This window comes from Paenibacillus sp. O199 (assembly GCF_001636635.1).
Classification (GTDB): Bacteria; Bacillota; Bacilli; order Paenibacillales; family Paenibacillaceae; genus Paenibacillus; species Paenibacillus marchantiae.
Window position 1 is genome coordinate 274422 of sequence record NZ_LGRP01000005.1, and the last position, 23292, is coordinate 297713.

The following is a 23292-nucleotide window of genomic DNA, read 5'->3' on the forward strand; positions in this document are numbered from 1 at the left end:
CCTATGAACCTACGAAACTATGAACCTATGAATTTGAAGCTAAAGTATGATATTGAATTTCTCATCTGGAACCCCATCTAGAGTCCCTCTCGACTAGCGCTTACTCTATCCCTTTGCTATGGTGAATCTCACGGATTAATGGCACATCCGTACCCGGACGGCGAATACGCTGCTGCAACGTCAGACGAATCTGCCCGTTCAAGTAAGCGTCTGCCTGCAAGTCGGCAGAAACTTCATCCACCGTCACATATCGCGTACCGTCTGTATCCGTCAAAGCAATACGGGGTTGCACAGCCAGTTGTTCAACCAGATGTGTGACCGTTTGACGGACATCTCCCACATTCGCAGCCAGCACATGCCCAATCCATTGCTTACGAATCTCCAGCGCAGAAGTCCCTGCAGTGGTTGTACTGCATCCCGTCAATCGCCACAGTATAGACTTGGACCTATAACCCCCAGGCCAGGCATCCCCATATACGGACCATTCCTGTCCAAGCTGAGTTCGTGTCCAGCCCTGAAGTGCAGCCATCCACGAATCTGTGGTTTCAGCCTGAGCATATTCCACCGTTTCCGGAACATACACCCCAAATCGCAGGCTGCGCGTAACCAGTCCAGAACTGGCATCCACACGATCACAATCTGAAGAACCCAGATAAATACAGGTAAATGCCCCGCCTTCTTCATCCTCCAGCCTGACCTGATGCAGTCCTTCCATCAGCGCTGCTGACCATACTTCTACTTGTTCAGCACCTCCATCTTCGGGGCGTGCATATGGAGAGATTTTGATGATCCTCCTATACCCAGCCCAAGCAGACTTCGGTACTTCTTCTGCAAAAGCAATCACGGCACAGGGTCCGGCTAACACCTCTCCCGGTGCAGGGATGTCCTTTACTCGGCCATTCCATGCCGGAACAAGAGCCTCCAGCTTCTGCTTCAGCGTTCGTCTGATGACGTTACTCGCTTTCCCTGTGCTGTCCGTGTTGTTTAAGTCACTACTCATAGACACATTTATTTCGCCCCCTTCAGCTGCAAGTTTCGATCTGCCCGCATTGTGCAGCGACAATGTGGCAGCAACGAACTCCCCCCCCTTTAACCGATCTGCTAATGGAAAAAGGAAATCATCGTCAGTACGTCTCTGTGCTAACGGTTCTCCACCGGCGCCAAAGCTGGACACCATTCACCGCAACAAAAAAGACCAGCCCCTTGTGGCCGATCTGTACATTAGCGTATGTGCTTTCGGTGTGTGTCCTTTGCTATTGATCCGATAATATAATCTTACACCCTTTCATTCCTAGCGCGGATGGTCATTCGTACGACTTCGGTGCGATTAAGGGTGCATCTGGGGTGGAAAAAAGACGATCATTTGGTTGAAGTATAAGACGTCTTATTAACATTATTTTATTTCTTTGTATTTGGTATTATAGGCAATGAGGTATTTCTCTGTAGAGTCCTCTACAGCAATCATATCTTTACTGTTTTCGTTTTTGATTTTAAATAGTTTTGTACCTACATTGTAGGTGTTGGAACTAATAACGTTCCCATCACCGTGATCACTCTCATTGGTCGAGGATACCTCTATCTCACCTACTTGTTCAGCTAGTTCCTCCTCTGAGATGATGTCATTGCTTGTAATATAGACTTCTTCCTTTAGTTTTATCATTTTATCTGAAGCAAAACTTCCTGAGGAAGATGAACAACCAATCAAAAGTAAAATCAAAGAAACGACCGGTATAAATAAAAATTTTCTTTTCATATTACCTCCAGGAATAGATTAAGGCCCCCAATTGATGAGGCCTTGACTTGGCTATTAATTAATAGAAGCCGAAGCTTCATCAAGAGTAACTAAACGATTATCGTACAGGTTTTTAAACGAACTGTCACCCGTTTTAAGCGATTGTACACCCTGTTTAATAAAGATACTTTCATCCTCATTAATTGGAATGTATACATTATCATCGATCTTTTTTAGATACATCAATACTTCTGTACCTTCTTGGAGTTCGGTTGAATTTTCATGGTAAATAATAGACGTATCCGTTTCTCCGCCAATTTGGCGTAAAATAATTGTATCTCCTTTTGAACCTTCTCCTTTGATGACATTTTCTATAGCTACCTCTGATTGGTGAAATGCTTCTTCGGTTTCACCATCATTTTTTATGAGAGGACTAAGTTTGTTTTTAACAATCCCACTCACAATAAGATCAGCATCATATGCACGAGCTTCGAGTGTGCTATAGCCAATAGCCCAGGAATAATGATTTATTTTCAAATCTTTTTGTGTTATCTGAGCCTTTTGAAGAATATTTTCGGGAACATCTAGTACAGGTTCTTGATTCTGGGCTTTAGCAAAGTTATTGTCATAAAGAACATTAACGGTATTTATGTCCCATGAAGTTGGTGACTTGTTTGGACGCCCATCTACCAAAGTTCCAGAAGATTTACGTTCAAATGTATTTGGAGTCATAACTGTAGGATTACCATATGGAGCATGATCCAACCCAAGGGCATGTCCAAATTCATGAGTTGCGATACCCTCTACATTGTCTGTATTGTAATGACTTTGCGTTGTGTAGTATGTATTAACCCATGTTTTCATAGTGGAATAGTTACCAGTTATAATACTAAATGTCCATTCCGCAAGACCGTCCCAAGTAACGCCACTGTCAGATTTATTGCCCGCAGTAAATTTAGAATTCGTACCAGCTTTCAGAAAAACATCAGTAGATAGATTCCATTCATCTCTAGCATTTGTCCATATGTTTATGTAGAAATTATTAGAACCATTGTTTTGATAAGTTATATTTCTGCTTCCCCAAGAATAACCAGTTACTGGAGTCGCATAAGCTTGTATGTTACTAAACAATAATCCTCCTAAGCCGCATATTAATAACGCTTTCTTAATATATTTCATACAACCACCATCCCTTTGTTGGATTTTTTTTCCACAAAAAAACCATACCTTGAACATGTAAATATGTCAACGTAATCCAGAAAAATAGCACTTTTATACTGATTTTTTCGGATTGAAATTCAGTAGAAAAGTGCTATTCTTTATTAATTTAAACAAAAGAAATGAATTAATTCCTAAATATCTGATCATATCTTACAAAAGATAACATCCTATCTTTCTAAACGATGGACTGACCAATGCGGAGTATATTTATGAGACTCGCCACATTTCACTTCCTAAAACACAAATAAAAAAAAATAGATTATTTCAGCGTAACTTTCGGATTCAACGTGATTTCAAACGCACGTCCCCAGATGAAATCGGGGTTCGTATATTCCAGCAGCGCGCTGCAATACTCCGCATAAGCTGCTTCGCCATTACAGATTTGTTTGATCGCTACGTTCCCTTGGGCAAAAGCTGGTTTTCCTGCCAACGTTGCTGTATGGGTCTGCATCAGATCTCTGAGTAAAGTCTGCAGATGAGTGTAATCCTCTTCAGAGTTGAAGAGTGCCATGTTCTGATCTGCAAGGGTTGCCACATTGGTATACAGCGCATGCGCTCTGGAATACGTGCGGATATCTGCAATCGCTACTGCTTTATAGTAGTAATCTTTCAGGAAACGTTTGAACAACAATGAACCATGTGCATTCATGGCATCTCGCAACGTATGGGCATGTGTTTCGGTTGTAATCAGAGCATAACGGGATTGTCCCATACCCACAGCCATACCGATTTTGTTCCCCGGCGTATTCCATGCACTGTACCCCAGGACCCGACCCGTATACGGACTGTTCAGGAGTGCTTCGGCTACATCGACGTTCGCCGGACCTTTTCCTACAAAATCAATCACCACCGAAGGAAGACCCTTCTCACTATTACTCGTCAATTGCGCCACAGCCGCCTGCATCTGATCCAGCGCCGTAATAGCAATAATCTCAATGTCCACCGATTTATTACCCGGTTTGCCTGGATGACGGTTCGTCATGCGATCCAGCTCAGACGCCATGTCAAACGAAGAAGCTTCATCAACAGATGTAGCATTCGTTAATTCATTTCCATTTTCCATATCGGGAGTTGTATCCGTTACCACATCAGGCTGTGGATAAGCGGAATCCGTTACAACCACACCACCAACAATATCCACATGACGCACCACATTCTCGTGCACATTCATATATTCATAGGCATTGATAATCGTGGAACCATGCGGGCCAAAATATTTCACTGCATAACGCGTCTTCTTCCCACCACGAAGCAATTGGTTAGCCATGCGTGCCAACAGAGCGTGACCCAGGCCATCCGCATCTGGAAGGATAATCGCCCGATCGGGATCTTGTCCATCCGTCCCACCGAGCCATTCGTTGATCCGTGCTTCCACATAATTGATTTCGTTGATCTGAACGCCTTGCGTATTCGCATCGTCGACACCTACGGCGAGGAAATCAATATATCCTTTGCGAGCAAGCTTATCCAGAATGTATAGATTCGTTTTGAATTTATGTTGTCTGGTGTTGTAGTACTGCTCTTTATTAAAATACGTCGTTTCCCCATATTCCTTAGCCTCTGGAGAAAGGTTGTACCCGTTCACAATATCCTCGAATGCCGTAAAGGACTGGCGTGGCTGCTGCATCAGTGCACGTGACTCGTTGTAGGCATCCAATGCGAGACCATCTGCAAAAGAGGTGGTAGCGAGTCGCATAATGGTATCCATCACAAACACTGGTTTTCTTGGATATTTCCTCCCTTTAATCGCTTTGATCACATCGAGCAAACGGGTAGTGTCCTGGTCGTAATCAGGATATGTTCCGCCTCCATCTTCACGAAGCTGACGACTGCCGATCAGACCACCATAAGCCAGCATATCCGAAGAGATGATGAAGCCATCCACTTTAGCGGCATTTTTCAAAATGAAATCATGAATATTGGACGGTTTCCCATACGTAGGCGTAGACGTTCCAAGCAATGTGGTGCCTTCTACCGTTTTCTCGGAATCCAGACGATTTTGAATGTCACCCAGGTGCGGTGTAATGATATGGATACCGGCTGCTTTTCCTTGTACAACGACGTCATCCAGATTCGCTGGACGATCATCCAGTGGAACATACAATACTGTTTTCATATCCTAAAACCTCCTGTTAGATATATTCAGTCTTTCTTTAGTACCCGATCAGAGCAAGTGTGCAATCACCGCATAAAAAAACCGGCCCCTGGCCGGTCTGTACATTAGCGTATGTGCTTATCGGGATATGTCACTTGCTACTGATCCGATAATACAATCTTACATGTTTAAATCGGTCGCGCTGACGGTTGTCCGTATGGATTACGTCTATTTGTTGTCGCAATCATGGCGGTTAAACGTCGGTTTCTTGCAGAGATTTCCTCCAGATAACCCAACAAATCCATTCCTGATGCTGTTTATATGATAATAAGCAGCCTTTCAAACCTTATTTACGATAAAGGATGGATACGATCATGAAAAAAAAGCTCTGGTTCTATCTGTGGATCGCTATTACCAGTTACATGGCTGGCCCCGTTATGTACGCTTTGACAATGTACACCTTTTATCAGGAAACAGATATTCTAACTACTTCACTCATTGGATGGACCGCTGCAACATTCTCATCCGTTGGTATCCTGTTTATCCTGGTCACAGTCATTCTGCTTCGAGTGCTGCACATCTATTATTTCTGGCTGCAAACCCTGCTATTTGAGTTACTTTTCCTTCTGCTCGTCTATATGACCACTGTTCTTCTTGGGGCTGGCAATACAGGTCTGCCCTCGCTGTCCTTTCCATTTACGCCTGAAGGCATTCCCTTATGGATGTTCTGGGGAAGTATTGCACTTATGAGTTCCTGGGGAATATGGACAGCGCGTCAGCCCATACGAAAATCACCATACATGCTGGCATCCAGAGTCATTTTGATCCTGTTTATCCTTGAAATTTGGTCCCGTTAAAAAGATTAAAAGAAGCACAGCCATCTCAGGCTGTGCTCTCTTAAACGTATTTTGCTCACGCGATAATATAGCGGAAGTTTTCCCAGCTTTCCGGAACTGAATTTCCGTTTCTTGCATGATGGTAGAAGCTGAATGGAAATTTGAACACATGACCTCCATGCCAATCGCGGGAACGTCTGTCGGTGAGCCAGTATTCCAGTTCATGTGGAAGTGCAACAGAGCGTTCTGCACGAATCAATGGCAGACGATCAACTGGAGATTGCAGCGTTGGCATCTCCTGTTCGGCATCCACATCCCGGCTCAGTCGCAGCGCCTTGACCATCCTGAGAAAAGGCGGAATGCCTTTATGGAACAAAGCAGGGTAATCCAGTTCAAATAATATATTAAGCGCGTGCCCGTAGGTTAGCATGTGGCCGATCAGATCATGATGTGCTTCTGCCTGATAGATGGTACGAAATGCGCCAAGCTCATCCAGAATCAGCCGGGACAAGTGTTCCGGGCGTTCTATATCAGGGAATCCGTCTGCCTCACTTAACTTCAAGCTGCGAATTTCTTTCACAGTTGTGTTTACCCAGGATCTACCTGGAATGGTTCGTTCAAAAGAATCAATAAGTTCAACCATCTGATCCATGTCATGCTCCGTGCCCCAACCATCCAGTTCACGAATGGCTTTTAGACTAAGGGCACCATAGATGGCCTGATGACCCACCCAGTGTAGCTCTCCGATGGTTCGATCCAGCGCTGCTGTAATACGCGCTTCGGCCTCTTCCCTTGGCAAAACCTCTCCATTCCGGGAGTTCAAGCCATCATTCAACCCGTGCTGGCGAAGCATGGCTTTTGCTTCAGCCGTAACACTGCCCGCCGCAAGGGCAGTGAGACGATTTTCCCTCACCCAAAAATAAGCCGCAATAGCTCCCGCCCCATAATGGGCGTGCCACAAATCTCCTGTACGCTCCCGACTGGACACAATAACAGCCAGCCCTTCTTCCAACAAACGTCGATCCAACATGCCACCACCCTTCATCGATGCGAACCCTGATACACGCACAACCAGCAACAGTTTTTTTAGCAAAACACTCTTTTTAAAGCGTTTACTTCTATAAGATGATTCAGATGGTGCACATATGACCGTTTTGCCTGCTGTTCCGCGCATTTTAGCCGATTCGAAGTCTCCCAACATCACGTATGGACACTTCCAGCGGATATATGTTTGCTTTTTGCTCCGAAAAGAACCAGGTTCGCTCCTTTCTCACCACAATAAACAAACCGTTCACATCCCCTATAGGGGCAAAGGTATCGCTAATCGCTCTCCATCGTTTCAATCCCATCTGCTCAAGTTCATCTACTGCAGAAAGCACATCTTCCGTGACAAGTCCCACCTCACACACCTGCAGCAGATCTTTCTCCGAAAAGGGGCGATCATTTTCGTTATGAACGGTATGATGAGCAATCAGCTCCAGAATGTTACCGACAGGATCTTCGAAATAGAGCGAATTCGAGTTCCAATTCGTTGAATAGGTCTCATCCTCACCTTCATGCCTACTTAGACGGACACGTGCCGCCGCCCATGCCTTGGCCTCCTGAAAACGATTGGTTGGAATCATCCAGGCCAGGTGGTAAAACGGATTCTGGTCTGTTTCACTTCGCATGAATATCATTTTCGTTAAACCAATCTGTAGCGTGAAGGCATGCTCGGACTCTTCAGCCATGTTCAAACCCAGTGTGTTGATATAAAAGTGCTTAATGTCTTCCAATCGTGCTGTATATAATTTGACCTCTTCAAAAATCATGCTGTGTCCCCCTTCACCCGACCGTGCATCTTCTCCCACTCACTCCATGGCACCATGCCAAGTTCCGGCTTCGCTTCATCCGGGAGCATCGATATGAATTCCAGGGAATGACCATCCGGATCGGTAAAATACACGGACACAGCCGGCATCCATCTAAATACATATAACTCGCCAATATCATCATCCTGAAAGTTATGCGTATTAATTCCTTTATCCTCCAGGTAAGTGACAGCTTGCTTCATGTCCTCCAACGATACCTGAAAAGCAAAATGCTGCCGCTGCACCTCGGAAGGGTCCTTTTGCCACAGTCCGAGCATCGCGTTGCCTTCACCGCCAATCCAGTAAAAGGAGTTCCCACGTTCCTTCTGCCCATAAGCATGCTGCAATCCAACGATCTGTTCATAAAAATGATGGGATCTCTCCAGATCCGTTACATTCAGATGAGTCTCAAATATGCCTTTAATCATGATGAAAACCTCTTTTCTCTTAACTCTCAGATGGTTTCCGTACTGCAGTTAACGTCTCGGCAAGGTGCAAAAATGAACCAATCACGCGTTTGATCCGATCCTCAATATCCTGACTGCCTTCAAATTCTTCGTATCCGTCAAACGTTGCTTCAAATCTTCTGCGCTGTGCACCACCAATGGAAATCCACTCCTGCGCGTTAATACCATGCAAATTGCGAATAATCACCTGCAGCTGCAAAAGCGAGCTTACGCCCACCGCACCTCCTGCTGAGCTGATGGACAATACCGGTTTACCACTGAAATGAGCCTGACTCAGGTGATCCAATGCATTTTTGAGTACACCGCTGATGCTGCCATGATACTCTGGCGTAGACAGAATAATGGCATCTGCGGCGAGCATACGTGTGTTCAGGTCAGACAGATTCTGATCTTCATTCTGTTTTTCATCCGGTGCGTAGAATGGGAGCGGTGTCTGATATAAATCGAACAAGCTGGCTTCATGCCTCTGACCGCTGATTACCTCCACTGCATATTCCCCTAAACGTGTACTGGTTGCATTTTTCCGATTACTGCCTGCCAAAATGATAATATTCATCTATGTCACTCTCCTTCGATTTTATAAAAACATTCTTTCTCTTCGATTCAACTTTCTCTACTCTCATCTTACCTTGCTTCTACCTCGGAATCGTCGGCAGATAGACTTAACTTGCAGCACAAAAAAACTCAACCTTTGGGTTGAGTTTCTACAACTTTAGTCTGAGAATAGGAAGATGGATCAGACGACCCAACCATTTCTTACGGCATGAAGCGCTGCTTGTGTCCGGTCTGCCAGTCCCAATTTGTCTAAAAGATGACTGACGTGGGTTTTCACTGTTTTCTCGGTAATGATTAACTTTATGGCGATCTCTTTATTACTCAATCCTTGTGCAATCAGCCCCAGAACCTCTCGTTCCCGGCGAGTAAGCATGTCCGGTCTATGAGAAGTTTCTTTTCCCAGCCCTATCCGCTCTTGCTCTGGAAGCCGAGTAGACGAATGGGGATTTGCACGCTCATGCGCTTCATTCATCGACAGTTCAGACGATGCCATCACATGCATTAATTGTCCTGCTGCTGCAGGATGAAGCTCTACCTGACCTGCATGCACATTACGAATGGCAACGGCAAGATCCTCTGGCTCAATATCTTTTAGCAGATATCCCTTCACTCCTGCGCGTACGGCCGGTACGACATGATCCTGATCGGAAAAGGACGTAAGTACGATGATACGGATTCCAGGCAAGATCGAACGAAGCCTTCTCGCCGTCTCGATCCCGTCAAGCACGGGCATATGCAGATCCATTAATACCACATCCGGATGCAGTTGTTCTGCTTGTTCCAGTGCTTCCTGTCCATTCGAGGCTTCTCCGACGACTTCCATATCTGGCTGAGTGGACAAAAAAACGTGCAACCCGCGCCTCACCATTGCATGATCGTCCGCGAGTAAAATCGTAATCGGCATGTCTTCTTCCCCCTAATTTATACAGATTCGGACGGAAGTGGAATGACGACCGTTACCGATGTTCCCTTTCGGGATGAACTCACAAGTTCAAGTCTGCCGCCCAGTGACTGGGCCCGTTCCCTCATGATGGACAGACCAAGTGAACTGGCAGGCAAAGCCTCACGCTTTTTGGCCCCCCCTTTTCCTCGATCTGTAACGATTAATATCGCTTCCTGATCGCTTAGCTGGAGGGATATCTCAGCAGAAGGGACTCCCGCATGTTTACGCACATTATTGAGTGCTTCCTGTCCAATACGCCATAAGCCTTCCTCAATACTTTGAGGCAAGGAGCGCATACCCGTCCGATGTACAACGACCTGCAATCCCTGTCCTGTACCATATTCCTGCAATGCACTGAGCAGACCAGACTCCAAACCCGCCGGACGAAGCTGCATAATCAAGGCACGCATTTCCTTTAATGCTTCCTGCGACAAGGAACGTATATCCTTCATCGCTTCCGCAGCCGGATGCAGCTGTAGTGATCCGGCTAACATGCTCTCTGCCCCTTTGGCTGTGAGAGACAGGGAGAACAAAATTTGGTTCACCGAATCATGCAAATCCCGAGCCAAACGGTTTCGTTCCTCCAGTCGGGTTAATTCCCTGCGTTTGTATACCAGTCTCAGACTCTCCCACGAGGCTGTAATATGTTCAGCGAGTGCATCGAAAACCTCACGATCTGCCTGAAGGAAGCCATTGGCCGAGCCCAATCCAACCACCAGTACTGCCGTTTCACCAGGAGAACTTAATGGGATGGGAGCAGCCAAGCCTGAAGCCAAAACAGACTTAGGGAGCCCGGTATTGCAGATGGCAGAAACATCTTGGATTTCCGTTGCCGACAATACCATAGCCCGATGAGAATCAATCACACGATGCATGCGAGTCTGCAACTCTGGAGAGAGTCCAGATATTGTCATCATTTCGGACCTGCCATGAGCATAAGCGGCCTGTACCATAAAACTTCCGTTTTTCTGGGATAACAGTGCGGCAAAAGGCCAATCGTAATGATGCCCAAGCAGCTTTACAACCATCTTGGCCATATCGTCTCCACTGCTGCAATCGTTGACCGTCACGCCCAGCGATCGGCTGAACTCCCCCAGCCTGACATACAGATCCGCTCGCCTTTGCTCTGCGCTATATAATCGCATCCGCTCCATTGCACTACCTATCTGATAAGCTACAGCCTGCAAAAGCGCCAGCTCACTATCACTGAAATGCTCTTTCCCGGGTGCAGCAACATTCAGCAGTCCCAGCATCTTTTCCCCCGAGCGGAGCGGAACCGTTGCATGATGGGTGATGTCATGGGTATCTCCCCATTGATGATCGACGGCATCCTCTAGGCGTTTGCAATTAATAATATTGACGGCATTATCCAATCTCCCGTCCCGGAAGCGATTCACGCACCAGCAAGACCCACAGCGCATCGGCTCCTTGTCATGATGCAGCAGAGCAGGAGGCAAACTGTAATCAGCAATACAGGAGTATTCTCCCTGATTATTGATCAGGAATACCCAGCCCGTAGTCAATCCCGTCAGTTCCAACAATTTACCGAGTACCGTATCCAGCATCAGATTCAGGTCGTTGGATGTGTTGAGCGTTTCCGCGATCGTCTTCAGTGTGTACATCTCCTGCATTCCGGCTTGTTCCGTCATGCGGATTCCTCTCCTTTGACTGATCCTTAATATTGTTTTCAATTATTGTATACAATCAGCGAAGGATATAAAAGGATGAACTTCTTGCTTCACCTCTAGCCCAGCTTCTGTCGCTCTTTGCGAGATGCAGATAAAGGCTCCATATTAATCAGACCCCGATCCGACAGAGCCAGCGCCATTTTATAGAAAGCACGTGTCCGAATCTTCGTATACGTATCCTTGCTGACAGGCGGGTCAAACACATGGTTATACACTTTATAGTCAAATACATCGTCATCCTTCAGATAACGTTCGCTGACAAGTACACGTTCCTTCTCGCTCAGTCGAGATACCACAAAATCAATCGTATCGCAGTACGCCTGACGTGCGCGCTGTACATCCACATTATAGATTGCCGTTCTGGCAGTGGAATCCCCGGTCACATTCGTTGCACCATGGAAACGCTCAGCGTAACTCGCCGTCACCATCACCTCTCGTTCTTCAAAAGCAATCGTTTTATAAATCCGGTATTTTTCCAGCGCGGCTTCAACAGCAGTCTGTGTTTTGCGTCGGTCCAATTCGGGCAGCATCAGTTCCATATTCATTCTCCTCCTTTAACATTCGTTATAGAATGAAAGTTTAGTAGCTTCGCAAGTTCCACTCCGATGACAGAAAAATCTTACAATCGCTGTTATCCCCAGATTTTTTTGATTATATTTTCTAATGTAAAAATCTAGTGATAAATGCGAACGCTACGCTTCTCCAGCTTTTTTCTGTCCTCTTCGTATGCGTAACTTAAAGTTCATTCTATAAAAGTTAAACTCGCATTCATCTCATCTTTGGTATTTTGTATTATTCGGTTCCAGTCGCTTACGGGTACAATAGTTAGACGAATAGAAGCTTTTCGATCTACCTATTGCTAATTTGAATCGCTTTTGGGATTAATACAAAATACTCCTTTTATTAGAGTTATCCAGTTCTCTCAAATAGTAACGGCATTCTTCAAGTTTTTTCTGTTGCCTTTTGGAATCAGTTAAAGTCAGGTATGAAGCAGGAATAATTCATTTTCCTCATCATCCAACTTGTCTCAACTTTACATTTTGTTCGTATTTTGTTCGTATTTCTATTTGAGGATACCACTTTCTGGGGATCGGCGTAAACCTTCATTTTGGGTCGTTTTAACTATAAAATAAAACCCGCGCTCTCGTTTTCTTTACCTTTTGGCATAATTGTTTCATATCCCTTTACCTAATGGTATATATACGATATAGTACAGATAATTAAAGATCCTCGTATAAGTCATTTGACTTTTATAAAGAAGCTACTCCGTTTTGGACGATGGGCTAGAAGTATGGTCACGCGCATACGCAGTGAAGGAGACGGAATCGATTCTGAAGAAGCGAAGCGTTCGCCTTTATCCCCGGATTTTTCCCTTTAGAAAGTGAAATAGGAAATCCGGGGATAACAGCGATCAAAAGAACGATCCGAATCCGGAACGGGCATAGAACGCACATCTATCTCCCTCATCCAACTAGCTTCTTTATAATTCAAGCACTTGTACGAATCAAAGGAGTGGCATGAATGGTGGAGCACACTTTTGGTCCTTATCTGAAACAACTGCGCGAGCAACAGGGATACAGTATCAATCAGCTCGCCGAAGCAGCAGGAATCAGCAACTCGCAAATTTCACGCATTGAGAATGGGGTTCGCGGAGTTCCTAAGCCTGCTACCATCCGCAAAATCTCGGACGCACTCTCGGTTCACTACGCGGATATGATGAAACAGGCCGGCTATCTGGAAACCGGAAATACAGCAAGTGAGCTCCATGACACTCCAGAATGGGCAACTTATAAGGACCGTCGGGACTTTAAAAAGATGCTCGAGGACGAGGATGATCTGATGTTTGACGGCATCCCGCTGGATGATGAGGATAAGAAACGAATTAAGGATGTCCTGACAGGTCTGTTCTGGGAAGCCAAACAGATGAACAAACGCAAAAAAACGAACGATCCGGACGAGCGCCCATGAAGCATTTCAAGCTGAACAAACTAAAGCAGCAGGTGAGATGATATGGATGACATTGTAACAAAGCTGATTCGAAAACACCGGACAAACTGCCCTTTTAGCATTGCCAGAGCCATTGGAATACAGATCCGGTTCACCAATTTGGGCAAGTCTACCAAAGGACTGTATTTCCGAAAGCTCCGTCGCAGATTTATTGTCATTCACAATGACTTACCGCCGGAATGGCAGCGCTTCGTGTGTGCCCATGAACTTGGACATGACCGATTACACAAAGGTATAAACCGGTTCTTTCTGGAGGAACACTCCTATTTTGCCCCAGGCAAGCTGGAAAGACAGGCCAATCGTTTTGCTATACAGCTTCTAACTTCAGGGTTGATGCCAGAGCCGGATGAATCACTGGAGAAATTTTGTTTGCGTACAGGACTGCCACGTGAAGTGCAGCATTTTTTTTAGCCATTTTAAGAACATACGTTCCTTACAAGTGAAGTTCTCTCTTAATCTTCCACTATGAAAATCAGATGTCACTTTCAGGTTACCTATTTTTACACAAATCACGAGATTTCCTAATAGTAGTCTGGTAAAATACAACATGAGTTGTGCAAACGCTCAGGTAGATTATTATTTTGGGGAGGTTACTGATTCATATGAAAATCTGGAAGACTTATGTTTCACTTGTGCTAACGCTCTGTCTGCTGTTTGGCAGTGTGGGCATTGCCGCTGCTGCAACGGATACCACTCCGGGCACAGGTAAGCACATTACTATTCTACATACGAATGACACACACGCACGCGCAGTTGAGTCCTCACCTGCGATGGGTTTCGCCAAAGTTGCTGGAATTGCGGACAAATACCGTAGCGAAAACCCAAATACCCTTCTGCTGGATGCCGGAGATGCAGTGCATGGTACAACCTTTGCTACACTCGTTAACGGTGAGAGCATTGTCAAAGTAATGAATGAAATCGGTTATCAGGCGATTGTACCGGGTAACCACGAATTCAACTACGGTTCCGAGCGCCTCATCGAACTTGCGGATATGATGAACTTCCCCATGCTCAGTGCCAATGTGAAAAAGAAAGACGGAACTCGTCTCTTCGATCCTTACCTCATTAAAGAAGTAGACGGCGTGAAGATCGGTATCATTGCGCTGACTACACCGGAAACGATGTATAAAACGAATCCGAAAAATGTGGAAGGTCTTGATATTACAGACCCAACTGCAGAAGCCAAAGTTCTCGTGAACGAAATTCGCAGCAAAGTAGATGTTGTTGTTGTATTGGGACACCTTGGACAAGACGCGTCCAGCACCGATACTAGCTTCAAAGTTGTAAAAGAAGTTCCTGGCATTGATGTATTCATCGACGGTCATAGCCATACGGTTCTGCAAGATGGACTTGTATCGGATAACGGAACACTGATCGCCAGCGCTGGAGAGTATACAAACTTTGTAGGCGTGATCGACCTGTGGGTTGACGGCGACAAAGTAACGAAAAAACAAGCAACACTGATTGATGAAACTGAAGCAAAAGACATCAAACCGAATGAGAAAGTTGCCGCATTGGTGAACTCCATTCTGAAAGAACAAGAACCCATTTTGAAAGAAGAAGTAGCCAATACAGCGATTCTGCTGGACGGCAAACGTGAACAAGTACGCGCAGGTGAAACGAACCTGGGTGATCTGCTGGCAGATGCCATCCGTGACATCAGCAAAGCCGATATCGCACTCACAAACGGTGGCGGTATTCGTTCTTCCATTGAAAAAGGTATCGTAACTAAAGGGGATATCATTACTGTACTTCCTTTTGGTAATCAGGTTGTAACGCTTGAAGTAAAAGGCTCCGATGTACTCGCAGCCCTTGAAAACGGTGTAGGATCTTATCCAGAACCAAGTGGCGGATTCCCACAAGTATCCGGCATGACATTCAGCATTGATTCTTCCGCTGCAAAAGGCAGCCGTGTACACTCCGTCATGATCGGAGATAAAGCCCTTGATCCAAAAGCAACGTACACAATGGCTACGAATGATTTCACTGCTGTTGGTGGTGACGAGTACACGATGTTTGCGAAATACACAACGTCCGGCATGTACGGTGCTATGGATGAAGCGTTGATCGAATACATGCAAAAACTGGGCGCTGTAGAAATCAAAACAGACGGTCGAATCAAGGAAGCAAAGGCTCCTGCGGTTGAACCGGAAGCTCCAGTAACGGAAACACCAGCTCCAACTACACCGAAACCAGAGACACCAAAACCAGAAACACCGTCGAAACCGACGCCAAGTAAACCAGCGCCAGCCAAAGTGCATGTTGTAAAATCCGGAGATTCCCTGTATTCCATCTCCAAACAATACGGTACCACTTGGCAAGCTCTGCAAAAGCTGAATAAGATCAAAAATCCACACTGGATTTATCCAGGCCAACAATTGAAACTGCCTGCAGCCTCTTAAGTTCTGAGAAGAGCAGATAGTTGTACCAATAAGATTCAAAGAAAGGGTGTCCCTCAAGCCATAACTGGCTGATGGACACCCTTTTTTATTTTACAAATTACATCACTCAGTAGTTAACCTACCGAGTTGCACATCCATGTTTACATGAATATAGCTTTGCTGCAAAAATAAATCTCCAAAGCCACTTTAAGAAATCACTTCATCCCATGCCCTCTACCATGGACTATAGAAGATATCTCCAAAATTGCCACTCTCATGCGGTTATTTCACATTCAAACGATATATTTCTCGTTCCATGATTTGCGTATTTGCACCTGCATAGATTCCTGACATGGTTCGCCAGAAGCTCTTATGGACAAACCGACTGTATACAGAATACAATTTTTCAAATTCTAGTAATTTGGTATGACAATACGCAAATAGTGTTGCATACTTATATGACTATAGCCCTCTTTTTAACGCTTTAATCCGTTACATAACCACAAACATCTCTTACCGCATAATATCTGGACCTATTATACATCGCTCTATTATATAGAGACACGTAGCATGGTTTTCATAAGGATTTTTTTTAATTCTGGACTATAGTTGTTCCTTCACCTGACTTACAGCCTCTTGTGCCGTCATACTGATTCGTTTGGATTCGCCTTGTGCTGCAAGCACATGCGATCCAAATTCTACCTGTCCCTCTGCCGCACCTCGGCCAATAACAATCTGGACAGGCAATCCGATCAATTCCGAATCCTTGAACTTCACCCCTGGCCGTTCATCCCGATCATCGATCAGTACACTGTATCCGGCATCTACTAGTTGTTGTTCCAGTTCAAGCGTGAGCTCGCGTTGCTGTTCATCTTTCCAGCTCATTGCGATCAGATGTACATGATAAGGCGCAATGGCTGCTGGCCAACGGATGCCATCCTCTCCGGCATATTGTTCAGCAATAGCTGCCATCAGACGAGACACACCGATACCGTAACAACCCATTACAGGTGCGCACTGCCGTCCATTACGATCCAGGAAGGATGCTCCCATAGCGTCGCTGTACTTGGTTCCCAGTTTGAAGATATGCCCGACTTCTATTCCTTTTGTGAATACAAGCGATTCTCCACAGGTTGGGCAGCCGTCACCTTCAGCAGCGAAACGGATTCGATCTACTCTGTCCAAAGCAAAATCTTTACCCGGAACTACATTCGAATAGTGTACATCAATTTCATTCGCTCCTGTAATGGCATATTCCATTGCAGCTACATCCGCATCTACTACAATCGGCAGATCCAGTCCAATAGGACCCAGGAAACCTACAGTTAAATTCGGATGACTTGCAAGGGCAGTTTCATCAGCTAGAATTAGCTCTTCTGCACCCAATACCTGCTTCAGCGCGATATCATTCACTTCATGATCCCCACGAACAAGCGCAGCGACCAGTTGACCATCAGCCTGATAAAGCAATGTTTTGATCATATGCTGGGCATCCTTGCCCACAAAGACGCTTAACTCATTGATCGTACGTACACCTGGCGTTTGGATACGAACCAACGTGTCACCCTCGGTATTCCCATCAGCTTTTTCAACCGTTTTCAGGTCAGCAGAAGCTTCTGCTTTTTCTGGATTCTTAGCAGAAGATTTAGAAGTCTGATATCCCGCCTTCTCCAGATTTGCGGCATATCCACAATGTTTGCAGGTTACGATCGTATCTTCTCCCACATCAGCAAGTGCCATGAATTCGTGGGTCTCCCCCTGACCACCAATGGTGCCCGCATCAGCTTCCACTCTAATATATTCCAGTCCACAACGCTCTAAAATGCGCGAATATGCCGTATTCATAGACTGATAGGTGCGATCCAGCTCTTCCCAATCGGAAGCAAAAGAGTACGCATCCTTCATGATGAACTCCCGTCCCCGCAGTAATCCAAATCTTGGACGACGTTCATCTCTGAATTTGGTTCCAATCTGATAAAGTGTAAACGGCAGCTTCCGATAAGAATTAACCTCGTCACGAGCCAGTGCAGTCACAACCTCTTCATGGGTTGGACCCAAGGCGAATTCTCGTGCATGGCGGTCCTTCAGACGCATCAGCTCAGGGCCATACTGTGTATATCTTCCGGATTCTTCCCATAGCTCAGCAGGTTGCATGATTGGCAGCAATACCTCCTGACATCCTGCACGGTCCATTTCTTCCCGAACGATTCGTTCGACATTCAGCAAGATACGACGTCCCAAGGGCAGATAACTGTATATCCCTGCTGCGAGTTGGCGAATCATACCCGAGCGCAATAACCAGCGATGCCCTGCTGCATCTGCCTCTGCTGGTGCTTCACGTAATGTTGGAACAAGCATTTCACTTTGACGCATCTTGTCACACCCCTTATTCTTCTAATCGATATTGTAAATCTGGTTATAAACAGCAAAAAAACACATCCGTCAAGGGACGAATGTGTCGTGGTACCACCCTTATTTAACTGCACTTTGCCGGCTGACCTGACTTCAAATCATCAGGTCATTTGCCATAAACCGGTTCTACGTTTGCAACCGATGCAAAACGTGAACGCGCAGTCCTTCAGGGCATAACGGGCCCATCCGGCGAAGGTTACAGGCCATTCGGGCCTTCTCCTCCGCAGCTCGCGAGGTAGGAATAACGAAACAGCAACAGAAACCTTGCACTAAGCGGTTTCCTCTCTGTAGAAGCTGGCTAACGTAATTGTGTCCTCGTTGATCGCTGTTATCATTTTTGATCACCATAGTGTATTTACAAGAAGTTGTCAACCACACTGTTGCCAGCTTTACGTTAAAATGAATTGCTGGGCGATGGCTGACATGGCTGTGCGTTCCCTGTAATATAGAGAAATAGAAACCATGTATTAATTGATAAAGGAGTTTGTCCTATGCCATATATTATTTACGATCTTGAATTCACGGTAAGTCGCAATACACGTTACTCTTCTGAAATTATAGATATCGGTGCCGTCAAAGTAACGGAAGGTGAGAACGGCCTGTTCGTGTCGGATACGTTCCACACTTATGTTCGTCCATCCAATAAATCGGTGCTATCCGCCGATACAATTCAGTTTACGGGTATTACGCAGAAAGACATCGACGCAGCCCCTCTTTTTCCGGAAGCACTGAATCAATTTATTGCATGGATGGGAAGTGAATCCTATTACATGTGCTCCTGGGGACCGGATGACCGCACCAAACTGATCTCTCATTGTCGCACTCATCAGCTCGATGTAGCCTGGATCACCAACCACAATGATCTTCAGCAGCAATGGTCGCGAACTGTGCGTAAGGAAGGAAAATTCCGTCAGCTTGGACTCGCTCAGGCTCTGGAACTGTGTGGTATTGAATTCGATGGCACTCAGCACCGCGCTTTGGATGATGCGATTAATACAGCCAAAGTATTCATGCATCAATTTGATCAATTCAAACTGGAAACCAATTGCGCCGCAGATGATGAGGGCATCACATCCAAAGTGGTCTATTCCAGCAGTGTAGAAGATGACGAGAAAGATTCCCCTTTTGGTAACCTTGCACACCTGTTCAAGACCAAAGAGTAATTGCATACAACGCATGTTGAACAAAGGCAGACCAGCCATGATCTGCACTGACGTTCAGTTGTAGATCTCTCTCCAACGTTCCAGACGTTCCTTCATCAAAAGACGGTAGCTCTGAGGCTCCAGAATTTCGGCATCGGGTCCATATTGAGACAACCAGGTTAGAAACCCTTGTTCATCACTCAGTATGGCCTCAAATAACAGCGTACCCTCCGGTTCGATCGTCAAGATGGGGCGTGCAAAAAACTGCTCCTGCATGACACGCTCCACGGCGTGCGGCGAGAATCTGATCTTGAATGCAGTCCACTCCGTACTGCCGCTAAGTTCCTGTGGCGTGCGGAAGTGAGATTGTAAAAGGTAATCATCTTTGCGGAACGTGCGTGGCAAAATCCGAACCCTGTGCAAACGATTCACTTGAAATATTCTCAGTCTTTCTGACAGGTGACAATATGCCAACAGATCAAATCGGTATTCACGAGGAATAAGACAGTAGGGATCCATTCGCGCAATCCCCTTTTTACCTTGAAACAGATATTCTCCTTCAATAGTGTTCTGGGAAATTCCGGCCTGAAGCAAGGTCACCAGGGAATGATTCAGAATTTCAGTACTTTCATTTTGCCAAGCAGATGTACCCACTTTGAACAACCCGCTAATTTGCTCAGACCATTCCACTCGCTCTGTTTTGTTTTTCTGACTCGAAGCAACCACTTTCTCATACGCGCTCTCAAAAGCAGGCTTCAGCAACGGACGAATATTCTCCATGACTTCTGCCAGGTGCATAAAGGCTTGAGCTTCTTCATCAGACCAATTCAGCGGATACATGGCAAAATGGCTGATAAACATGTATCCTCTCCCGTGTCCCATATTGGCGATGGGGATATGCATTGCACTGAGGGCCTCCATGTCTCGGTATATCGTCCTTTCCGTTGTTTCGCACCGCTCGGCAAGCTCACGGGCCAGAATACCCGGTTTGGCCTGCACAAGAGTTATAATGCGCATTAATCGGATCAGTCGGTCTGTCATTTTGCCGGACCCTCCACGATGTTGTTTCAATAAATTCGATACAACTCCATCCATTTTTTTATTATTATGTTGTTTAGTACATTCGACTTATTCCTTGACTTCACCTTCAAAAAATTATGTAGAAACATTCCTTTCCGCCCCATCTTCCCTAGTTCTTTATCCCTATTCACCTAACATCGTTTTTCCGCGATTATGAACCATGGAATTAAAAGTAATCCCGTAATGGTGCCGAAGTTTCTCCAATATTTCGGCTTCCTCATAATAATCTAGATCCTGTTTGCGAGCCGCTTCAATTAACAAAGCATCTGCATGACGACGCAGCATATCACTGCCCTCTTGTGTACGGCCTCTTTCATAAGCACGCAAAGCTTGTTTAATCAGAGGAACTGTTTCGTTTAATTTGATTGTCTTCTCTACCTTGGGATCTTCCGGCTGACGCAGCATGCCCAGATGACTTGTATACTGAATATACAACTGTTCTCTGCGCAGCAGCACTCTCTGGCTTTGTTTCAACTTTCGCGTACTCCAATAAGCTGAACATACGGCACTTTTCCCCGATACACGCGGTCCCATGGCGAATTCGAGTAAGATTTGTTTACTCTCTCCCTTGTATACATCACCAAGTCTTAAAACCCAACCGATATCCGTTTCTTTGGAACGACAGCCGTAGATGCCCTTGAGCTGAATTCCAAATTCCGGTTTGAGCAAAAGTTCCAAGTCTCGTGACACAATTTTGGGTGCTATTTTCCTGAGTCTTTTGGCAGGGGCTCCGTTACGCCACTCCACCATCATATATACGGGGTCGGCTCCCCCTGTCGGTATGGCCTCTCTATTCCACGAATAAGATACTTCAAAGACTGAGTTCACTGGTAGTCTCTCCCCCGATTTATATGTATTATCTTCTAAGTTATCAGGGTAAATGGACACTATATTGTCACGGAACATATGTTCGCAGGAAATTTTTCCATAATATTAGTTTCTCATCCCTAAATCCGCGTAATTACGACAATAAACGACGAAAAAGCTTGGCATTATGCCAAGCTTTTAGACCACTTTTATATGACAAGTCCTATCTTAAATCGTAGATGGATAAATTCCCATTTTGTGTAAACTTTGTACAGAATCAGGTTCTGTGATTGGAGCATAAGTAATACTGTCGATAATCAATTCACGCCCGATCGGCTCACCATTTACAGTGATCATAATCGTTTTGGTTGTTGCAGCTTGTTTAGTTGTGTACATACGTTTCTACCCCTTCGTATTCACGATCTTCATAAAAATCGGATATATTGTTTTCACTCATTAAATTACAAATTTCGTTAATATGAATAGCAGGCACCCAGAGCTGAAGTAAAAGAATGATGTCAAGGCCGTCCGGAGTGCTGCCCTGTCCTTCTATTACCCCGACGTTCTTAAAATTAAACACTTGTCCACATGTATTGATTTATTCTCATATAGGGTAATTAAAACTATATCATCTTGAACCCATTGTCCCGGTTTTGACGTATAATGTAAGAGCCGTATTTCAACAAATGACGACGAAATCGGCAAACGATTATGTAACCGAAAGAAGGTGCCATTCATGCCAAAACCCATTCAGGGTTATTTCATTCGGGTGTTATTCACCACATGTGTATTGTTTACTGTTTCTTTGACTTCTACAGTCAGTGCAGCAAATGCCAATATATTCTCCGATATCTATAGTGGATGGGAACGAGTCTCCGAGCTACCTGGAGAAGTGAACGCCTTGCAGGAAAGCTATAAACAGACGCTGGAGCAGTTGAATCAGACCTCTGCCCAATTGGGACAAGCCCAGGCAAATGTCGAAGCATTCAAGGCCCAGAACGAGTTGTTGCTGGCACAAAACGAAAAACTGACCGACATGGTGAGCAAGCTGCAAAATGATCAGGATGCCAAAACGGCAACTGCCAAACGCATTCAAACGATGATTATCACAGCCGTTTCACTCATATTGGGATACTTTATTCTGATTCGGGTGATGCGCTGGGGAATGCGTCGCCGTTCTGGCCGAGTATAAAAGAACAGGAGCAACCGAATGCACATACACCTGAATAATGCCGAAGCTGGCGGAGCCGGACAAGTGGTCACGTTCTCGTTGATCCAGGACGACCGCCTGCATATTCTCCACCCCCAGCAAATTGTCGCTTTTCGCGGCCCAAGCAGCAGTCGCAATGATAAATTCATGAACATTTCGGGTATCTATCGCAAAAAAAAGCTCATCAAATCCGAAATTACCGGTCCTTGTCAATTTGTGGCCGCCCTGCCTCCCGGATTCACCATGAAGGAAGTTGAACTGAGTGAGAACAGCGATCTGCTGTATGACTTCCGCCATCTTTTCTTCTACTCCGACGGCGTCACGATGCACACCAAAATTCAGAAAATCAAAAACATGCTCATCACTCGGGATGCCGTGAAAATGAAATTTTCGGGCAAAGGCAAGATTGGATTGCTGACACAAGGTCAGGTCTGCCAACAGGAACTGCACCCCACCGCACCACTATACGTGGATGCAGGCAGTATTATCGCCTATCCTGAGAACGCGCAGCTGGAACTTACCGTATACGGGAACAACCTTGCCAGCCAGCATATGAACTATCATTGGAAGATGACAGGACATGGCTCTGTACTCTTTCAGGCCGGTCGTGAAAATCATAGACTGGAACAGGATATGAACGATGAAGGCTTATTTAAGCGGATTCTGAAGGAAGTCATTCCTTTTGGAAATGTATTAATCAAATAAGTCCAGATGACGTTAGGCTCGGTTATAAATGGGTTCTCATGGAAAGCATGCTCACCGTATTGGAAATGTGATATACTGTACCGGACAATTGAAGAAGAAAATCCATGCCTATGGCATGGGAGAGGTTCGCGAACTCCCTCTATAAGACTCGACCTTCATTA

22 protein-coding genes are annotated in these 23292 nt (G+C 45.4%); 7 read left to right on the forward strand and 15 right to left on the reverse strand.

Annotated elements, in window-relative coordinates:
• Positions 1 to 100 precede the first annotated feature (100 nt).
• The 4 genes from A6049_RS10340 to A6049_RS10355 all read right to left on the reverse strand — a co-directional run bounded on the left by A6049_RS10340 (position 101) and on the right by A6049_RS10355 (position 5069).
• Entirely contained in the window at positions 101 to 1006 is a 906-nt protein-coding gene (locus tag A6049_RS10340; RefSeq protein WP_143038117.1) for a hypothetical protein, read from the reverse strand.
• Positions 1007 to 1393: 387 nt separating this feature from the next.
• Positions 1394 to 1753, reverse strand: coding sequence for a hypothetical protein (locus A6049_RS10345; RefSeq protein WP_063564552.1), 360 nt, complete (start codon positions 1751 to 1753; stop codon positions 1394 to 1396).
• A 54-nt stretch (positions 1754 to 1807) separates the two neighbouring features.
• On the reverse strand, positions 1808 to 2911 hold the full coding sequence (locus A6049_RS10350; protein ID WP_063564553.1) for a matrixin family metalloprotease: 1104 nt from the start codon (positions 2909 to 2911) through the stop codon (positions 1808 to 1810).
• A gap of 301 nt (positions 2912 to 3212) precedes the next feature.
• Positions 3213 to 5069: a DUF4127 family protein gene (locus A6049_RS10355; protein ID WP_063564554.1), complete on the reverse strand. Its 1857-nt coding sequence runs from the start codon at positions 5067 to 5069 to the stop codon at positions 3213 to 3215.
• 353 nt (positions 5070 to 5422) lie between these two features.
• On the opposite strand from A6049_RS10355, the gene A6049_RS10360 reads away from it, so the two are divergent.
• Positions 5423 to 5905: a hypothetical protein gene (locus tag A6049_RS10360; RefSeq protein WP_063564555.1), complete on the forward strand. Its 483-nt coding sequence runs from the start codon at positions 5423 to 5425 to the stop codon at positions 5903 to 5905.
• A gap of 55 nt (positions 5906 to 5960) precedes the next feature.
• Here A6049_RS10360 and A6049_RS10365 read toward each other — a convergent pair whose 3' ends face one another.
• From A6049_RS10365 to A6049_RS10395, 7 genes are all read right to left on the reverse strand, one after another.
• Complete coding sequence (locus A6049_RS10365) at positions 5961 to 7085, reverse strand: hypothetical protein (RefSeq protein ID WP_240321371.1); 1125 nt, start codon at positions 7083 to 7085, stop codon at positions 5961 to 5963.
• A complete protein-coding gene (locus A6049_RS10370; RefSeq protein WP_063564556.1) occupies positions 7060 to 7695 on the reverse strand; it encodes a VOC family protein in 636 nt (211 codons plus the stop codon). The genes A6049_RS10365 and A6049_RS10370 overlap by 26 nt, the downstream gene beginning before the upstream one ends.
• Positions 7692 to 8162, reverse strand: coding sequence for a VOC family protein (locus tag A6049_RS10375; protein WP_063564557.1), 471 nt, complete (start codon positions 8160 to 8162; stop codon positions 7692 to 7694). Before A6049_RS10375 ends, A6049_RS10370 begins: the two co-directional genes overlap by 4 nt.
• A 19-nt stretch (positions 8163 to 8181) precedes the next feature.
• A complete protein-coding gene (locus tag A6049_RS10380; protein WP_063564558.1) occupies positions 8182 to 8757 on the reverse strand; it encodes an NADPH-dependent FMN reductase in 576 nt (191 codons plus the stop codon).
• Between the two features lie 180 nt (positions 8758 to 8937).
• A complete protein-coding gene (locus A6049_RS10385) occupies positions 8938 to 9660 on the reverse strand; it encodes a response regulator (RefSeq protein WP_063564559.1) in 723 nt (240 codons plus the stop codon).
• 17 nt (positions 9661 to 9677) lie between these two features.
• The gene (locus A6049_RS10390) at positions 9678 to 11348 is read right to left on the reverse strand and encodes a GAF domain-containing sensor histidine kinase (RefSeq protein ID WP_063564560.1); all 1671 of its coding nucleotides are present in this window, start codon (positions 11346 to 11348) and stop codon (positions 9678 to 9680) included.
• Positions 11349 to 11443: 95 nt separating this feature from the next.
• Positions 11444 to 11926, reverse strand: a complete 483-nt coding sequence (locus tag A6049_RS10395) for an ArpU family phage packaging/lysis transcriptional regulator (RefSeq protein ID WP_053783401.1) — start codon at positions 11924 to 11926, stop codon at positions 11444 to 11446.
• A 982-nt stretch (positions 11927 to 12908) separates the two neighbouring features.
• Between A6049_RS10395 and A6049_RS10400 the strand changes: the two genes are divergently transcribed.
• From A6049_RS10400 to A6049_RS10410, 3 genes are all read left to right on the forward strand, one after another.
• A complete protein-coding gene (locus A6049_RS10400; protein ID WP_063564561.1) occupies positions 12909 to 13355 on the forward strand; it encodes a helix-turn-helix domain-containing protein in 447 nt (148 codons plus the stop codon).
• Between the two features lie 42 nt (positions 13356 to 13397).
• The gene (locus tag A6049_RS10405) at positions 13398 to 13805 is read left to right on the forward strand and encodes an ImmA/IrrE family metallo-endopeptidase (RefSeq protein WP_053783399.1); all 408 of its coding nucleotides are present in this window, start codon (positions 13398 to 13400) and stop codon (positions 13803 to 13805) included.
• Between the two features lie 191 nt (positions 13806 to 13996).
• Entirely contained in the window at positions 13997 to 15796 is a 1800-nt protein-coding gene (locus tag A6049_RS10410; RefSeq protein WP_063564562.1) for a 5'-nucleotidase C-terminal domain-containing protein, read from the forward strand.
• Positions 15797 to 16378: 582 nt separating this feature from the next.
• Here the strand turns inward: A6049_RS10410 and A6049_RS10415 are convergent.
• Positions 16379 to 18148 carry a proline--tRNA ligase gene (locus A6049_RS10415; RefSeq protein ID WP_063564563.1) on the reverse strand — a complete coding sequence of 590 codons (1770 nt, stop codon included), beginning with the start codon at positions 18146 to 18148 and terminating at the stop codon, positions 16379 to 16381.
• A gap of 530 nt (positions 18149 to 18678) precedes the next feature.
• Between A6049_RS10415 and A6049_RS10420 the strand changes: the two genes are divergently transcribed.
• The gene (locus A6049_RS10420) at positions 18679 to 19350 is read left to right on the forward strand and encodes a 3'-5' exonuclease (protein WP_063564564.1); all 672 of its coding nucleotides are present in this window, start codon (positions 18679 to 18681) and stop codon (positions 19348 to 19350) included.
• Positions 19351 to 19404: 54 nt separating this feature from the next.
• Here the strand turns inward: A6049_RS10420 and A6049_RS10425 are convergent, their stop codons facing one another.
• The 3 genes from A6049_RS10425 to A6049_RS33600 form a co-directional block, all read right to left on the reverse strand.
• The gene (locus A6049_RS10425) at positions 19405 to 20370 is read right to left on the reverse strand and encodes a helix-turn-helix transcriptional regulator (RefSeq protein ID WP_063564565.1); all 966 of its coding nucleotides are present in this window, start codon (positions 20368 to 20370) and stop codon (positions 19405 to 19407) included.
• Between the two features lie 162 nt (positions 20371 to 20532).
• Positions 20533 to 21237, reverse strand: a complete 705-nt coding sequence (locus tag A6049_RS10430; protein WP_139295681.1) for a hypothetical protein — start codon at positions 21235 to 21237, stop codon at positions 20533 to 20535.
• Positions 21238 to 21444: 207 nt separating this feature from the next.
• Positions 21445 to 21612: a hypothetical protein gene (locus A6049_RS33600; protein ID WP_162842433.1), complete on the reverse strand. Its 168-nt coding sequence runs from the start codon at positions 21610 to 21612 to the stop codon at positions 21445 to 21447.
• A gap of 340 nt (positions 21613 to 21952) precedes the next feature.
• On the opposite strand from A6049_RS33600, the gene A6049_RS10435 reads away from it, so the two are divergent.
• Both A6049_RS10435 and A6049_RS10440 read left to right on the forward strand, forming a co-directional pair.
• The gene (locus tag A6049_RS10435) at positions 21953 to 22408 is read left to right on the forward strand and encodes a hypothetical protein (RefSeq protein ID WP_024632428.1); all 456 of its coding nucleotides are present in this window, start codon (positions 21953 to 21955) and stop codon (positions 22406 to 22408) included.
• Positions 22409 to 22426: 18 nt separating this feature from the next.
• Positions 22427 to 23131: an AIM24 family protein gene (locus tag A6049_RS10440; RefSeq protein ID WP_063564567.1), complete on the forward strand. Its 705-nt coding sequence runs from the start codon at positions 22427 to 22429 to the stop codon at positions 23129 to 23131.
• The last annotated feature ends 161 nt before the right edge of the window (positions 23132 to 23292 follow it).